A 15,415-nucleotide genomic window follows, 5' to 3' on the forward strand; every position below is an offset into this window, starting at 1 on the left:
GCCAAACAAGCTGGCTCTGCGAACCTAATTTTCTTTATGTCCTCCAATTGTTATAACTTACCTTTAATTCAAATAGAAGGTCTTATACCGACTAATCACCCAAATGGACTTTTGAGATGAAAATAAGAATTATCAACCTGCTGATTTTGTATTTATTGGCTTTCCCTGCTTTCAGTCAGGAAAAGCCTTGGATGTTTGGCCCCTTTGAAAGGGCAGAGAATCAAACACCAATCATAGAACCCACTGATAAAACGGTGTTTGATGACCCCATGACAGGCAGGGCCGTCCACTGGGAGTCCATGGCTACTTTTAACCCTGCGGCAATTGTAAAAGATGATAAAATTCACATTCTCTACAGAGCAGAGGAAAAGTTAGGCGAACTGGAAATTGGTGGACATACTTCCAGGCTTGGATTGGCTATTTCTGGTGATGGAAAAAATTATATCAGGGAAGTGGAGCCTGTATTTTTTCCTGATAAAGACAATCAAAAAGAGTTTGAATGGACCGGAGGCACAGAAGACCCTAGAATTGTGGAAACTGCAAATGGCACATTTGTACTGACTTATACCCAGTGGAACAGGGAATATCCAAGATTGGCAGTGGCCACATCCAAAGATTTGAAGAAATGGGAAAAGCATGGCCCAATATTCAAAGATTGGAAATCTGGAAAATACCACAATATGGAAACCAAATCAGGGGCAATTGTAACCGAAGTTAAGGATGGGAAATTGGTAGCTGCCAAAATCAATGGAAAGTATTGGATGTATTATGGGGTACCACATATCTGGTTGGCGAGTTCATCGGATTTGGTTCACTGGGAGCCTTTGGAAAATCACGAAGGAAATCTCACTCCGGTTCTTAGTCCAAGACCTGGCTATTTTGATTCTTGGTTGGTTGAAGCCGGTCCTCCACCCATACTTACTCAGGATGGTATCGTAGTTTTGTACAATGCGGGAAATTCAAATTCTATTGGAGTAAAGGAGCTAGGGAATAGGGTATATACAGGAGGTCAGGCGCTTTTCGATGCCAATGAGCCTTGGAAGATACTGGATCGAAGCGATAAGCCATTCATCAAACCGGAAAAGGATTTTGAAAAATCCGGTCAATATGCCGATGGGACTACCTTTTTAGAAGGTTTGGTTTTATTCAATGGAACCTGGCTTCTTTATTATGGTACTGCTGACAGTAAGGTGGGAGTAGTCAGTTGGAATGCTGATTAGCATAACTACCTACTCAATTTACTCATCAGCTCGTCATAATAGGTAACACTCACAGGAGCTGTTTTCCCCTGCAAACCGACCTGATGCTTCTCTACTTTATCGATTTTTTGGATATTGACCAGAAAGGAACGATGGGTTTTGACAAAGTAGGAGGGGAGGAGTTTTTCCGTTTCCGCCAAGGTCATCCGGCTTAGGATTTTTCTTTCTCCCAATTGAAAGTTGACATAATTGCCATTGGCTTCACAAAATACTAATTCTTCAAATTTGACTTTCACCTGCTCGAAACCTGTTTTTATAAAAACCGAACCAAGGTTGCTAGCTGAGCCGTTTTTGAGTTCGTACAAGTCCTGAGCCTTTTGACATGATTTGAGAAATCGGCCCAGGTTAAAAGGTTTGAGCAAATAATCCACAGCATCCAGTTCAAAGCTTTTGACTGCATGTTCGGAATAAGCAGTAGTGAAAATGACCATGGTCTCTTTCGAGATCAAGGTAGCCAGTTCCATCCCGGAGATGTCGGGCATTTTGATATCCAAGAATATCAGGTTTACAGGCTGCTCCCTGAGGTATTCCAAGGCCTTGATAGCATTGGTAAAAGAGTTTTCCAAATTTAGAAAAGGAACCTTAGAAGCATGTGACTTGATCACTTCTAAGGCCATTGGTTCGTCGTCGATGGCGATTGCGGATAACATTACACTTAGTTTGGATAGGGTTTAAATTGAAATAATTTAGAAATATGGTGGAAATATTGTTGAAATAATGTAGAAATACGATGGAAATAGAGTTGAAATATTTCAAATTATTTCGCTTTAGCATATTTCTACCGTATTTCAAGAAGTATATTTCGCAAAGCATATTTCACATCCTTTTCATAATAATTTAACGCTTAAATGTACAAAATACTCTGACTCATTTTCCCGAATAATAAGTTCGTGTTTGTCGGGGTACATGAGGGTTAATCTTTGTCGAACATTTTCCAGACCAATACCGGAAGCTTTTTTCTCGGGATCTTGCTCAGCACTTCGATGGATACTGTTATTGACATCAAGGTGTACGGAGCCGTCTAGGCAGCGAAGACTTATTTTTACCCAAGACTTTTTCTGCAGACTGATCCCATGCTTGAAGGCATTTTCTACAAAAGGAATCAAAAGCATGGGAGCGATTTCTCCGGTACATGCATCTTCGTTTCTATGGAATGAGATTTCTACGTTTTCCTGATCTTTGACCCTGAGGTTTTGCAAATCCACATAGTTTACCAGATACTCTTTTTCGCGGACGACAGGAATCTTTTCCTGATTGTTTTCATGAAGCATAAAGCGCATCATGTCTCCCAACTTTTGAATGCCTTCGGAGGTTTTGTCAGCATTTTCCTGCAGGGCTGTTCCGTAGAGCGTATTGAGGACATTAAAGAGAAAATGCGGATTGATTTGAGAGCGCAGGAAAGCCAAGTTGGCAGTGCCTTGATCCACTTTTACAGAAAGCGTATTCAGCTGCCCCAGGTAATTGTCGTATTTTCGGAAAAATATATTGGATACAGGAATGATGATGACCATAATACAGAAAATGACAATTACCCCGATTATCAGAGCTTCTAGAGCATTACTTTCGAAATAAATGGTTATAAATATTACCGCTACAAGAAATTGAAGCAATATGCTGAATGCCAATGCTTCACTTTTTCTTCCTTGCTTTTTATAGCTGTAGATTAAAAAGAAATTATAAGTCATTACAGCAATAATTGCAGGCAGGATAACGACAAACAAAAATGCTATGACTTCTTCTGCTATCTGCTGAAACTGAAGAAGAAAAATTACCACAAAGATGTAAATCAGGATAAACCTGATGAAATTGTACAAGCGAAAATCCTTTTCATCTTTTGTTATGAAAATCTGGTTCAGGGTGTAGATAATTACACAATACCCAGCATAAATGGCCAGAGAGTTGAAATAAAATGGCATCAGAAAATCATTGGTAAAGCCGGCAGAAACTGAAAACGCACCAATCGAAATAAAAGAGCCAAAGAATAGCAAGATGGTATAAATGATCAGTTTTGCCTTGCCTTTGTCTTTTTGGTAATTGGGTAAAATCCGTAAATGGAAAAGGTAAAAACTCCCCATAAATATCAAAGGGATAAATATCTTGGCAAAATAGATAACCCCTTGCTCATTATTGAGCCTGAAATTGGGACCGTTGATGATATTGGATAAAATGATGGCGATAAAAAGGAAGGTCACCACCCACCATTCAATGTGTCTAAAAGGTAAAATCTTTTTCATAATTATTGAAAATTAATATTTTTGTTTTGATTTCATTGCTAATGCATAAGCCCGATTGGATTAGATAGCCTGAACCCACAGAAGGAAATTGTAAATCAATCCTAGGAGAATCAGAAAGAGATATCTGTGTTTTTGATTGCTCATATGCTTGGTTGCTTATGCGTACAAGATTAAATGAGCCTTCTCTTTCTGACAAAAAAATGTGTCGGAACCCAAGGATTATGGGACAGAATTAGGTTTTCTGGATTTTTGCTGATTTTTCAATTAAAATGTATTACTCAGTTGCCAAATTCCATTTTCCCTTCCTTCTAATCTTTTAAATTCAGTTATCTTCGCAATATGGAAGAAGGAACACAAGGTTTAGAACAACAATTTTTAAGCAGTTTGGAGATAAGTGAATTCAATGACATGCAGCGTGCATTTATTGATGCTACAGAGAAACATCCCAATACCATGCTGCTGGCCCCAACAGGATCTGGTAAAACGCTGGCCTTTCTGTTTCCTTTATTCAAGCTCCTTGACCCCACCTCCCGCAGTATACAAGCACTCATCATTGTGCCCTCAAGGGAATTGGCGATTCAGATTGAGCAGGTTTTCAAGTCCCTCAAAACCGGCTTTAGGGTCAGTACCTGTTATGGTGGGCATTCCATGAAGCTTGAGAAAAACAGTCTGGGTGAGTTTCCAGATGTGGTAATAGGAACTCCTGGCCGCCTTTCAGACCATGTCAACCAAGGCTCATTGGAAACAGCAACCATACAATTGGTAGTTTTGGATGAATTTGATAAGTCGCTACAATTCGGTTTTCACGATCAATTGAGGGATATATTCCGAAAATTAACAGGGAAGCAAAAGCATTTCCTGACTTCAGCTACCAAAATGGGACGTTTACCGGAATTTATTCCTTTTGACAATCCTCCTGTTGTTGATTTTCTGTTCCAGAATAAGGAATCCAAACTGGAATTGAAGTTGGTCACCACTTCGAGCAAAGAGAAAGTTCAGGGCTTGATGCGCCTGATTTCTCATTTTCAGGGTGAAGCATGTATTGTGTTTTGCAACCACCGGGAAGCCGTGGACCGCATCAGTTTGCTTTTAAATGACCATCGCTATGAACATGCAGTATTGCATGGAGGAATGGAACAACTGGATAGGGAGAAAAATCTGATCAAATTCAGAAGTGGCGTGGTCAATTTATTGATTGCAACTGACCTGGCATCCAGGGGCCTCGATATTCCTGAAATCAAACATATTGTTCACTACCAATTTCCTCCAAAGGAAGATGCATTTACCCATAGAAATGGGCGGACCGCCAGAATGCATGCCTCAGGGCAGGGGTATCTGGTCTTGGCAAATGATGAAGCATTTCCGGAATATCTCGATGAGAAAAGCGTTGAGGAGATCACCATAGAGGAAACGATAGCTTCTGAACCTTCTGAATTCTCTTTACTTTACCTCAGTGCAGGCAAGAAGGATAAAATCAGTAAGGGAGACATTGCAGGCTTTTTGATCAAAAATGGTGGAGCTGCTTCTTCTGATATAGGTCTGATCACTATCATGGACTTTTCCAGCTATGTGGCAGTCAGAAGCACAATTGCCTCGAATCTGGTTTACAAGCTCAATGGAGAAAAACTGAAAAAGGCAAAAGTCAAAGTAGCAGAGGCGAATTAGTAAATCTTTAAGGCTTCATACAGAGATAAAGATTGGTAAAGACGCTAGTTGTAGATTACGTATGTTCCTTTGTATTCTTTAATATTTCAAATAGTGGGATGGAATATTGGTGAAAAAGGTTTTTTTAATGAACCACAAAAGTGACAAAAGAGAACAAAAGAAGGAGTGTTTTCTTTTATGACTTTAATTCCTTTTGTGGTGTAAATATTTCCGTTAATTAGCTCAATAAGATTTAGCTCGTAAAAACTTGAATATGTCATGGATGAGTTGAAATTTATGGTTTGGTAATTTTTTTAAATAATTATTTATTCCTACCATTTTTTTAGTTAAAATTGTGAAATATTCATATTCCAGCATTTTATTTTGTTAAATGAAGAAAATTTACTGTTCTGCTTTGTTGGTTTTTTTGACCTTCACCATATCTACAGCACAAAGAATTACGATCAGTGGAAATATCAAAGATGCATCCTCGGGGGAAGTGTTGATTGGCGCCAATGTTTTTGATAAAGTCTTGAAAAAAGGAGCTGTATCCAATCAATTTGGGTTTTATTCTTATACTACTACTGCCGATAGCGTTGATTTGTATGTCAGTTTCGTGGGTTATCAAAGTCAGAGGATTTACCTGCCGGTAAAAAAGGATACATTGATCAATATCCAATTGGCTGCAGATGGAATGTTGGAAGAGTTTGTTGTTTCCTCTGATGCCCTTGATCCTATTCAGGAAATCACAAGAATGGGTACCATCAATGTTCCAATTAAACAAATAAAGGAACTACCGGCACTTTTGGGAGAGGTGGATGTGTTCAAGGTCTTACAGTTATTACCCGGAGTACAATCTGGTACTGAAGGAGCCAGCGGTTTGTATGTCAGGGGTGGTGGTCCTGATCAAAACCTCATTCTCTTGGATGGAGTTCCAGTATATAATGCCTCTCATTTGTTTGGTTTTTTCTCAGTTTTCAATGCGGATGCAATCAATAATGTGGAATTGATCAAAGGTGGGTTTCCTTCCCGTTATGGTGGTAGACTTTCTTCAGTAATAGATGTAACTATGAAGGAAGGTAATATGCAGGAATTTAAAGGAGAAGGTTCTATAGGTATTATCGCATCCAAACTTACACTCGAAGGGCCTATTAAAAAGGATAAGACTTCCTTTATTCTTTCAGCGAGAAGAACTTATTTGGATATTTTAGCAAGGCCTATTATTCAAGCAGCTACTTCAGGCAATGAATCTGTCGGATATTACTTTTATGACCTCAATGGAAAAGTGAATCATATTGTCAATGAAAAGAACAGACTTTACCTAAGTGTTTATTCCGGGGATGACAAAGCATATGCACGAACCAAAAACTTTTATGTTGACGGAAACCAAAGAACTGACTATAAGGATGAATTCGGTTTAAAATGGGGGAATTTTATAACTGCTTTACGTTGGAATAACATTATCAATAACAGACTTTTTGCCAATTATACTTTTACTTATAGCAGGTACAATTTTGACTTATTTAGTGAGTTTGAACAGGAAGTGAGTGGATTTGGAATATCTGAAAACAGATTTTACGCTGAAAGGTACTTTTCAGGAATTAGAGATTGGGCTGCAAAGGCTGATTTTGAATTTGTTCCAAACCCGGATCATTACGTGAGATTTGGAGGAAATGCCATCCTTCACCGGTTTTCACCGGGTGTTTACGCGAGTGAAAGCACTCAAAGGGAAGATGATATGGTGTTGGGGTCTGAAGTGTTGAACTCCACCGAATATGCTTTTTATGTTGAAGATGATATCAATATCAGCTCGCGGCTGAAAGCAAATGTTGGCCTACACTATTCAGGTTTTTTGACCGATGGAGAGCATTACAAATCCTTGCAGCCAAGATTGGCAGCGAGGTACCTGCTTGATGAGAGTACTTCTATCAAAGCCTCTTTTGTAACCATGGCACAGTTTATTCATTTGTTGACCAATGCCGGATTGGGATTGCCTACAGATTTATGGGTTCCCGCTACACCACAGATTGGACCTCAAAGATCTATGCAGGTTGCTATGGGAGCATTTAAAACTTTTAAAGGTTTTGAACTGAGTGCTGAGGCCTACTACAAAACAATGGACGGACTGATTGAATATAGGGATGGGGCCACTTTTCTGAATATTGACCAGGACTGGCAGCAAAAAGTAGCTGTAGGTGAAGGTAGGAGCTATGGTGTTGAGCTGTTTGCGCAAAAGAAAGTCGGTAAGGTATCCGGTTGGTTAGGATATACCTGGTCCAATACAGAGAGAAGGTTTGATGAAATCAATTTTGGTGATTGGTTCCCTTTTAAATATGACAGAAGGCATGACATAAGCTTGGCCCTTACCCACAATTGGAAAAAGAATAGGGATTTTTCTCTGGTCTGGGTCTATGGTACCGGAAATGCGGTGTCACTGCCCACCCAGAGGTATGAAGGAGCCGAAACTACCCGATGGGGAGATAGTTTTAGGCCGCAAATCCAATATTACGAAAGCCGGAATAATTTCAGAAACAGGGCTTATCATCGTTTGGATTTAAGTTTCAGTTGGTGGAAGGATACGAGTTGGGGACAGAGGAAATGGACTTTGGGGGTTTATAACGCCTATAACAGATTGAACCCGTTCTTTATGGATATTGGGTTTGACCGAAGTGGAAACCGTAAAGTTATACAGTACAGCTTGTTCCCTATGATACCTTCATTTTCTTATTCCTTCAAATTTTAAGAGCTTATGAGATCAGGTATAAAAATATATTGCCTAACTGATATGAGTGAAACGCAAATAAGATCCCGAGTGAGTTTTAATAATTTATATTTTTTTTTATTATTTTTCTTTTTACTTGGGTTTAGTGCATGCGAAACAGTTGTCGATGTAGATATTCCATTTGAAAAACCCAATGTCACTGTAGTATCCAACTTGAAGGCCGGGCAATCTCCGGAGATCAGGTTAAGTTTCAGTAAGCATATCCTGGATAATAGATCTGCTTTTGAAAGAATTTCAGACGCGAAAGTGACTTTGGGTTCTGCTTCATCAACCCACTCTTTGATTTATGATGATGCATCAGAAACCTACAAGGCTGATGAGATTATTCTGGAAGAGTTGGTCGATTATTCGATTACTGTAGAAGTTCCTGGATATGAAACTATTCAATTGAATGAAACCATTCCCCAGAAAGTAGCCATTAAAGAATTTATTGTAAGGGGAAGTACAGGGGAAGATTGGAATAGAAGTGATGAGATCAGCATAATTTTTGATGACCCGGTTGGTGAAAATTTCTATGAAATTTCAGCTTTTCAAGAAAGGATAATGACCTTTGAGGATCAATTTGGAAATGAGCGGACTGAAACCATGATATATCCCATCAGTCTCAGATCAAAAGACCCTGTTTACCAACAGGATTATTTATGGAGGACCATTCTTTTCAATGACAGGTTATTTGATGGAAGGACTTTTGAAATGGAAATGACCTCTTCCGGTACAGCATTCTCTATGGAAGAGAGAGAGCTTCCAGAAGGATTCAGGGTGAGTATTTATATCGTTCTTAAATCTATTTCTAAAAGTTATTACCTCTATGAGAATACCTTCAATTTGCAGGCTTATAGTGACGGAGATCCATTTGCACAGCCTGTCCAGGTGTATACCAATATCAATGGAGGATTGGGGATTTTAAAAAGTGAGGCCGCTTATGAGTTCAAAGTAAGAGAATGGTGAAGGGCTTTAAAGTAAGGTCTTGGCCGAAGTAGGATTTGTTTTCCAAGAATAGTGAAACATACACTCATTGAATTACCTCGATTATCTATGAAGAGTAATTTTTTTAAAGATTTATTTCAATTCGGTTAAGTTTATTGTGATTGCGACAGAAAATTGATTTGAGTAGTATTAGGCAAAGTGATTGAATATTAAAAGGTTTACTTTAATTAATGATTTTGAATAAGGCAAGATTAAATTTATCCATATTTGCACGGTCTACATTTAAAATCAATGTCAAATGGAAAATTTCTCATCATTTCAACCCGAACCTGAAAGCCCTTTAAAGAAGAAGTGGAATAAAACCTTCTTTATTGAGACCTTGATTAGTGGGCTATTGCTTACCTTACCCACGATCATCATTTTATTTTTATTGTCCTTTATTTTTAAGTTTGTCTTTAATTTGGTGGAACCGATCAGTGCTGTGTTGGATAAAAATTCCGAATCTCATGCCCTTCTTATCAAAGTACTTTCTTTACTGATACTGATCGCATTTATTTTCATTATTGGACTGATTACCAGAGATACCAGAAGCAGGAGGTATTTCAAGACATTTGAGAGAAAATACCTGCTGCAAATCCCTCTTTACTCCACTTTGCAGGAAATTGTGATTCAGTTTTCAGGATCCAAGAAAATGCCTTTCAGCCAGGTAGTGCTCGTAGATCCTTATAATACAGGTGTACTTATGACTGGCTTTGTTACTGAAATTGTGTCAACTGATCTGTACACCGTTTTTGTACCTACGGCACCCAATCCGATGAATGGTAATATTTACCATTTTCCGATTTCCCGCTTGAAATTCTTAGACATAGAACCTGAAAAAGCCATGCGTTCCATTATTGGAATGGGGACGGGTTCCTCTATGTTGTTTGAGTCAAAAGATAGCACCTCAGAGGTAGATTCTCTGGGGTGATTTTCAGTATTTTTACCATAAATATTTACTATGTCCTTTAGCTCCCCTTCAACTTTTCCCCTTTAGCCGAAAGCTGGGCAATCTTTTCCACACTGGAAGCTCGGGTCTTCTCTGTTTTCGCCAGTTTGATCCAGCGGAGCACAAAGCGTTTACTGGAATCATTGATGGCATGGAAAAAGTCTTCCGCACCATCTTTTTTCTTAAGTGCTTCCAACAGGTCTTGGGGTACAATCAGTTTGTCCACATCATCCATAAAATCCCAAAGGCCAGCTTGCTTGGATAATTCTATTGATCGGAATCCAGCCTCTTGCATCTTACCTTCTTCAATCAGTTTAGCAGCTCGCTCTTTGTAGCTTTTGGCCCAATGCTCCACTTTTCTGGGTGAAATCAATTGCATGGTCCGGTTCTCATCCAATTTTCTTCTTATGCCATCTATCCATCCAAAACAAAGTAATTCGTCTAATACCTCCGGAGTGGAGAGGTATTTATCGGGCACTGATTTCTTAAATGTCACCAGCCAAACGCTTTCTTGCTGTTGATGCTTTTTCTCCAGCCAGCTTCTCAACTCCTTTCGGGCGGCGACCTCTACTTTTTGGAAATTATCGGTTTGTATCATTCCATTTAAGATTTGTAAAATAGAAACTCCAAGAGAAAAGGACTGTTTGAATAAGCATGGGCCACACCATAAAATAGTATCAAAAAATTACAATATATCTTTATTTTAAAATTGACTTAAATTCTTGACCTTGCTCTATACTATAAAATTAAATGGATTATCAGTCTCTATATCAGCTACTCAATCGTTTCTCTTTTGTGTCAGAATCTGCATTTAAGGCACTGTTTGATAAGTTAAAAAACAGGTGCTTTGAAAAAGGTGCATTAATGATTTCACCTGGGCAGGTTCAAACTGAATTGTATTTTATCAAAAAAGGAACCCAGATGTCCTTTTATGAAAACAGCCATAAGCTTCATGTAATGGCTTTCACCTATGCCTCTGATTTCTGTGCTATTCCTGATTCGTTTCTATTGCAACAACCATCCAAATACAGTTTACAAAGCCTGACAGATTCTGAGGTTCTGGCTTTAACTTATACAGATCTTCAAAAACTTTTTGATGAATATCAGGAAATTGAACGGTTATTCAGAAAGATGACCGAAATGATTCTGGCAGGAGTATTGGACAGGCAGTTGGAGCTAAAATCTGAAAATATGGAACAAAGGTTCCGTACCTTTTGCACAAGAAGTCCACATCTTCTACAATTGGTTCCTCAAAAATACCTTGCCTCCTATCTAGGTATCGACCCTACCAATTTCAGTAAACTGATCAATAGTATTCGGATTTAAATCTTGGTATAGACCAAAATATATTTTTTTCTTTTCCGACAACTTGCATGAAAATTCAAAGACATGCAAAAAGTCATCTTACTCTTATTATCAATTTCAACATTTTCTACCATGGTACAGGCACAACATCCCTGGTTGGACAGGGCAGAATACCCATTTCAAACCCATTCATTTCAGCTTGGTTCTTACTCTATGAATTATATCGATGAGGGTTTGGGAGAGACTCTCCTTTTTGTACATGGTACCCCTTCCTGGAGTTTTGATTATAGAAAGGTAATCAAAGGACTCCGTGAAAAGTACAGATGCATTGCAGTAGACCATATTGGATTCGGACTTTCTGATAAGCCTAAAGATTATGATTATAGTACACAAAATCATGTCCGTACCTTGGAAAAATTTGTAGTCGAAAAAGGGCTGAATGATATTACCCTTGTACTCCATGATTTTGGAGGGCCGATAGGGATGGACTTTGCCTTAAAACATTCCGAACTGGTCAAAAGAATCGTCGTTCTCAATTCCTGGCTATGGAGCAGTAAAGGTGATCCTGAATATGAAAAATTCACCAAAATTCTCAGAAGTCCTTTCCTTCCTTTTTTATATAGGCAACTTAATTTCTCTTCAAGGTTTATATTGCCTAAATCCTATGGTCCGGATACAAAACCAGAGAAAAGAATTTTAAAACATTACTCCAAACCATTCAGCAAGCCTTCGGAAAGAAACGGGACACTGGCTTTCGCGAAATCGTTGCTGTACGATCAAGACTGGTTTGAAACTCTTTGGGAAAAGAAAGAAACCATAAAAAACAAACCCATTTTGCTGATCTGGGGAATGGCCGATCCCATCATTACTCCCAAAAATTTAGAGAAATTCAAGGAAGGTTTTCCCGATGCCAAAGTCATTCAGTTGGAAAGTTCCGGACATTTTCCTCAGGAAGAGGAGCCTGAAAAAGTGGTGGAAGCGATTAGGGAATTTATCTGATTATTTTATTTATTGTATTAAATAATTTATTCCATCTTATCATCAATGAAATACGCCACCCAAAAAGGCTATCAGAAAGCCTCTATACAGCGATAGACTTGATGGAAAATAACCCAGACTGAAAAATTCTTTAAATGATTTGAAAAAAAAATGAATTGTATTAGGTAATTTTAATATCCAACTGGGAGAATAATATGGCCGAGAAAAAAACCTGGATAGAAAAGCGGGATATCCAAAAAATCCCCAAGGTCAAACGAACAGATAAAGACTTTGCAGATATCCCTGCTGGTAGTACCATGCTGATCGCCACGCCTCAGCTTGTCGATGCATATGTCAAAACAATTCCAGAAGGCAGAAGTCTGGATATCAAAACCATCAGAAAAGACCTGGCCCTGGAATATGGGGCAGATTATACCTGCCCGGTGACCACAGGGATTTTTCTACGGATTGTAGCCGAGTCGGCCCATGAAGAGTTGCAAAACGGGGGGAATCTTGAGACCATTACCCCCTTCTGGCGGGTTGTGGATCCAAAAAGTACCTTAGCTAAGAAACTTACATTTGGAAAAGAACTTTTGATGGAAATGAGGGAGAAGGAGGGGATTTGAATCCATTCAGCAAGATTGAAGGAGTTTTAATCAAAAGGCCTCGCCGATATAAATATAGAATCCGTTTCCTTTGGAATGATTACCCAGGCATGCATCCCCTGGATTTTCTTTTCATGAAATTGCCAAGCCAGGGTTTTATTGAATTCAAACTGTACCACTTCATTGTTCAGAGACTGACCCATAGAATTCCAAAATACTTTGGTTTCGGCATCTAAATCCCTTTGACTGGGTTCTTCAAACCGTATATTTTGAATGCCATCTTACCAGTTTTCCCAATTACTGGCCTGAACCAGTAATCGCCAGACGACTTCAGGTTTTGCCTGGATTTCGATTTCGTTGTGCACATAGAAATCACTGTTTTTAGGATTAAATTCAGCTGGCCATTCAATCAGGTTGGCTGCTTCATCGTATTTTTTGGAACTGATTTGAGCATTGCTGATAAAATAACTTGTACATAAGATTGCTAATGTTATAAATATAGTTTTCATAAGATTATAATTTGTTTTTCAATTGACATATGGAATCTTCGCATGGTATACAATCATCCCTTGTGTGACATTTTTGTCATGCTCGATTTCATGATTTTTCAGTTAAAGGAGTGAATGATTTATCAGGAAAAAGAGGCTTACCCTTGAGCGCCTGCACCAGGGTGAAAGTGGCCAATGCGGCGTAAAGCAGGCCAACAAATAAGGTTGCTTTTGTATTTCTAAGCATGTAGAAGGCCAGCAAAGGCAAAACCTGCAAAGCAGCATGCATGCCAATGAAGTGGGCTATCCGAAGATCCCCTGCCAACCGGCTCCAACCCACTGAGAACAAATTGGAATTGTCATTGACCAACCCTACGGTATGACTCATGCGCCCTCCCATCAAAAAGCCCTGAAAGGAGAAAATCACAAAAATCAGGATGGCTCAAAAAGCCAAAGACAGCAGCAAACACAAGATCCCAAAATAAAAGAGCGTTGCATTCTTTTCTTTCAATTCAATTCTGCCTGATTTTCTTGCAGCCATATCCTTTGCAAAAAGCTTGGTCAGCATCATCAAACTGCTGATGTTCAGGTTGATCATGTTCAGTTCCTTTTCCAGAGAAGTTTCCAAAAAACTTCCATAGTCCCCAAATCCTGCATTATTAACCAAATGGCTTACATGCCATCCATGATCTTTAATGGTGTCGTAGATTTCTTGGGTGGATTGTATATCAAAAAGATCTACCTGAAAATACTTGATATCAATATTGTACTTCGCTGATAATTCTAGCGGCATCTTTTTGGAGCTTTATGGAAAATCCAAATGCATTTTGCACAGCTACTTTTTCCTGCTGATTAAGTTTGATTTCTCTTTCGATACTATTTATAAGGAGGTTGTTCATATAGAAATACATTAATTTTAAAAAGACCTGTTAATAAGTATTCAATATAATTTCAGTATCTGAATTAAAAGCTTATTCCTTGGCATGTTTCACTGTCTTTTCCTAATCATCATATTTTTCAAAGGATTTATTATCCAAATATAGTAATTGATAAGTGGAAAAAGAGGTGCATATACAGGGCTGTATATAAAAGGTTATGTGTAAGGAAACAGGACTTAAAAAGCAGTAGTCAATGAAAAAGTAATCTGGAGATTTTCTCTGAATGTAGGGTTGGCGTATCCTCCCCAACGGTAAAATCCTCCGATGCCAATTCCCTGAAAACCAAAGCCGGATTTATATTTGATCAAGTTTTGCAACTCCATACCGGATTCCAAGTACCCTTTTTCCATGGTTTTAAAACCAAGATTCTCTGCCATAGAATTATCCCGAATGCTGCCGATGGCAAAGCTTTGTGTCAGGTTCAATTGGGGTGCGAAGCTTACCCAGCCCATTTTATAGTTGAGTAAGGGGCCAGTCAAATGGGAATAACTGGCATGCATGGCCTGATCAGATAAAAATTCATAAACCCGCATGGTCTGTAAAAATCCAGGCAAAGTGAAGGCAATACCCTGTGCTTGAGGGCTGATTCCAAACCCAGTATTCAGATAGGAGGCAGGCAATGATTCTCCCCAGGTCCCCATACCCGAGAGTTGAAATCGATTTACAGAAACACCTTTTTTCCATTCGTGCTGCATTTTCATCGCAAGACGCCAAAAGTCCACATTACTTCCGAACACCTGAGGAACTGCACGGGACAAGTTCAATTGAAATACAGGATAGGAGGGAGGGCCAGGAAGAAAACTTGAGCCTATCTTCGAAGTGTTTTCTTTTGCAGTGTATTTCAAGTTGAGTCCGAATTCTGCCGCCCTGAAAGAAGCCAAAAAACCTTCTTGGGTTAAATCCGACGGATCTACCCAAAGTGGCACCCTGTTTTCCAGACTGCTTGCCAGTGAAAACCTCCAGTTACGAAGAGGAATCTGGGAAAATGTCAAGGAAAAGCGCTCTACCTGATCCATTCTTTCTGCTAGAAATTCACGGAAAATATCACTGGTTCTGCTAAAAGTATTTGACTTGAGAAGTGGGACTTTCCCAATTTCAACGATATCATGACTGTAATAGAGCATCAATTTGCTATCTTTTCGGTCTAGAAACATTGTCTCAATACCTCCTCCATACTTCCATGCCATATCTCTAAACCCATAGCGGAAGTAGCCTTCCATCCTCAGCCAGTCCAGGAGTTTTTGGTTGGAAGAAAGTCCTAATCCTA

General features: G+C 39.0%; 17 protein-coding genes. 8 read left to right on the forward strand and 9 right to left on the reverse strand.

What is annotated here, in order from left to right; translation table 11 throughout:
* Positions 1-116 precede the first annotated feature (116 nt).
* Complete coding sequence (locus tag EA341_RS12655) at positions 117-1,220, forward strand: glycoside hydrolase family 130 protein (protein WP_293015015.1); 1,104 nt, start codon at positions 117-119, stop codon at positions 1,218-1,220.
* Between the two features lie 5 nt (positions 1,221-1,225).
* Here the strand turns inward: EA341_RS12655 and EA341_RS12660 are convergent, their stop codons facing one another.
* Positions 1,226-1,909 (reverse strand): LytTR family DNA-binding domain-containing protein, encoded by a 684-nt coding sequence (locus EA341_RS12660; RefSeq protein WP_293015017.1) that lies wholly within the window; start codon positions 1,907-1,909, stop codon positions 1,226-1,228.
* A 177-nt stretch (positions 1,910-2,086) separates the two neighbouring features.
* Positions 2,087-3,493, reverse strand: a complete 1,407-nt coding sequence (locus EA341_RS12665; RefSeq protein ID WP_293015019.1) for a sensor histidine kinase — start codon at positions 3,491-3,493, stop codon at positions 2,087-2,089.
* A gap of 339 nt (positions 3,494-3,832) precedes the next feature.
* Here EA341_RS12665 and EA341_RS12670 point away from each other — a divergent pair, with 339 nt between their 5' ends.
* From EA341_RS12670 to EA341_RS12685, 4 genes are all read left to right on the forward strand, one after another.
* A complete protein-coding gene (locus EA341_RS12670; protein WP_293015022.1) occupies positions 3,833-5,158 on the forward strand; it encodes a DEAD/DEAH box helicase in 1,326 nt (441 codons plus the stop codon).
* A gap of 370 nt (positions 5,159-5,528) precedes the next feature.
* Positions 5,529-7,880, forward strand: coding sequence for a TonB-dependent receptor (locus tag EA341_RS12675; RefSeq protein ID WP_293015025.1), 2,352 nt, complete (start codon positions 5,529-5,531; stop codon positions 7,878-7,880).
* Positions 7,881-7,922: 42 nt separating this feature from the next.
* A complete protein-coding gene (locus EA341_RS12680) occupies positions 7,923-8,867 on the forward strand; it encodes a DUF4249 domain-containing protein (protein WP_293015027.1) in 945 nt (314 codons plus the stop codon).
* Positions 8,868-9,144: 277 nt separating this feature from the next.
* Entirely contained in the window at positions 9,145-9,816 is a 672-nt protein-coding gene (locus EA341_RS12685) for a DUF502 domain-containing protein (RefSeq protein ID WP_293015030.1), read from the forward strand.
* Positions 9,817-9,853: 37 nt separating this feature from the next.
* Here the strand turns inward: EA341_RS12685 and EA341_RS12690 are convergent, their stop codons facing one another.
* Positions 9,854-10,432 carry a YdeI family protein gene (locus EA341_RS12690; RefSeq protein ID WP_293015033.1) on the reverse strand — a complete coding sequence of 193 codons (579 nt, stop codon included), beginning with the start codon at positions 10,430-10,432 and terminating at the stop codon, positions 9,854-9,856.
* 152 nt (positions 10,433-10,584) lie between these two features.
* Between EA341_RS12690 and EA341_RS12695 the strand changes: the two genes are divergently transcribed.
* From EA341_RS12695 to EA341_RS12705, 3 genes are all read left to right on the forward strand, one after another.
* Positions 10,585-11,160: a cyclic nucleotide-binding domain-containing protein gene (locus EA341_RS12695; protein ID WP_293015036.1), complete on the forward strand. Its 576-nt coding sequence runs from the start codon at positions 10,585-10,587 to the stop codon at positions 11,158-11,160.
* 63 nt (positions 11,161-11,223) lie between these two features.
* On the forward strand, positions 11,224-12,138 hold the full coding sequence (locus EA341_RS12700) for an alpha/beta fold hydrolase (protein WP_293015037.1): 915 nt from the start codon (positions 11,224-11,226) through the stop codon (positions 12,136-12,138).
* 194 nt (positions 12,139-12,332) lie between these two features.
* Positions 12,333-12,743: a hypothetical protein gene (locus tag EA341_RS12705; RefSeq protein WP_293015038.1), complete on the forward strand. Its 411-nt coding sequence runs from the start codon at positions 12,333-12,335 to the stop codon at positions 12,741-12,743.
* A 26-nt stretch (positions 12,744-12,769) separates the two neighbouring features.
* Here the strand turns inward: EA341_RS12705 and EA341_RS12710 are convergent, their stop codons facing one another.
* The 6 genes from EA341_RS12710 to EA341_RS12735 all read right to left on the reverse strand — a co-directional run.
* A complete protein-coding gene (locus EA341_RS12710; protein WP_293015040.1) occupies positions 12,770-12,925 on the reverse strand; it encodes a hypothetical protein in 156 nt (51 codons plus the stop codon).
* 78 nt (positions 12,926-13,003) lie between these two features.
* A complete protein-coding gene (locus tag EA341_RS12715; protein ID WP_293015042.1) occupies positions 13,004-13,231 on the reverse strand; it encodes a hypothetical protein in 228 nt (75 codons plus the stop codon).
* Positions 13,232-13,319: 88 nt separating this feature from the next.
* Positions 13,320-13,637 carry a hypothetical protein gene (locus EA341_RS12720; protein WP_293015044.1) on the reverse strand — a complete coding sequence of 106 codons (318 nt, stop codon included), beginning with the start codon at positions 13,635-13,637 and terminating at the stop codon, positions 13,320-13,322.
* A 15-nt stretch (positions 13,638-13,652) separates the two neighbouring features.
* A complete protein-coding gene (locus EA341_RS12725; protein ID WP_293015046.1) occupies positions 13,653-14,003 on the reverse strand; it encodes an SDR family oxidoreductase in 351 nt (116 codons plus the stop codon).
* The gene (locus EA341_RS12730) at positions 13,969-14,109 is read right to left on the reverse strand and encodes a hypothetical protein (protein ID WP_293015049.1); all 141 of its coding nucleotides are present in this window, start codon (positions 14,107-14,109) and stop codon (positions 13,969-13,971) included. The genes EA341_RS12725 and EA341_RS12730 overlap by 35 nt, the downstream gene beginning before the upstream one ends.
* A 215-nt stretch (positions 14,110-14,324) precedes the next feature.
* Positions 14,325-15,415: hypothetical protein (locus EA341_RS12735; RefSeq protein ID WP_293015051.1), on the reverse strand; the 1,091-nt coding region annotated here is incomplete at its 5' end.

The organism is Mongoliibacter sp. (genome assembly GCF_007692705.1).
Classification (GTDB): domain Bacteria; phylum Bacteroidota; class Bacteroidia; order Cytophagales; family Cyclobacteriaceae; genus Mongoliibacter.

Coding starts and splice junctions, on each gene's coding strand:
- EA341_RS12655 (WP_293015015.1), top strand. CDS start 117: ATGAAAATAAGAATTATCAACCTGCTGATTTTGTATTTATTGGCTTTC.
- EA341_RS12660 (WP_293015017.1), bottom strand. CDS start 1,909: ATGTTATCCGCAATCGCCATCGACGACGAACCAATGGCCTTAGAAGTG.
- EA341_RS12665 (WP_293015019.1), bottom strand. CDS start 3,493: ATGAAAAAGATTTTACCTTTTAGACACATTGAATGGTGGGTGGTGACC.
- EA341_RS12670 (WP_293015022.1), top strand. CDS start 3,833: ATGGAAGAAGGAACACAAGGTTTAGAACAACAATTTTTAAGCAGTTTG.
- EA341_RS12675 (WP_293015025.1), top strand. CDS start 5,529: ATGAAGAAAATTTACTGTTCTGCTTTGTTGGTTTTTTTGACCTTCACC.
- EA341_RS12680 (WP_293015027.1), top strand. CDS start 7,923: ATGAGTGAAACGCAAATAAGATCCCGAGTGAGTTTTAATAATTTATAT.
- EA341_RS12685 (WP_293015030.1), top strand. CDS start 9,145: ATGGAAAATTTCTCATCATTTCAACCCGAACCTGAAAGCCCTTTAAAG.
- EA341_RS12690 (WP_293015033.1), bottom strand. CDS start 10,432: ATGATACAAACCGATAATTTCCAAAAAGTAGAGGTCGCCGCCCGAAAG.
- EA341_RS12695 (WP_293015036.1), top strand. CDS start 10,585: ATGGATTATCAGTCTCTATATCAGCTACTCAATCGTTTCTCTTTTGTG.
- EA341_RS12700 (WP_293015037.1), top strand. CDS start 11,224: ATGCAAAAAGTCATCTTACTCTTATTATCAATTTCAACATTTTCTACC.
- EA341_RS12705 (WP_293015038.1), top strand. CDS start 12,333: ATGGCCGAGAAAAAAACCTGGATAGAAAAGCGGGATATCCAAAAAATC.
- EA341_RS12710 (WP_293015040.1), bottom strand. CDS start 12,925: ATGGGTCAGTCTCTGAACAATGAAGTGGTACAGTTTGAATTCAATAAA.
- EA341_RS12715 (WP_293015042.1), bottom strand. CDS start 13,231: ATGAAAACTATATTTATAACATTAGCAATCTTATGTACAAGTTATTTT.
- EA341_RS12725 (WP_293015046.1), bottom strand. CDS start 14,003: ATGCCGCTAGAATTATCAGCGAAGTACAATATTGATATCAAGTATTTT.
- EA341_RS12730 (WP_293015049.1), bottom strand. CDS start 14,109: ATGAACAACCTCCTTATAAATAGTATCGAAAGAGAAATCAAACTTAAT.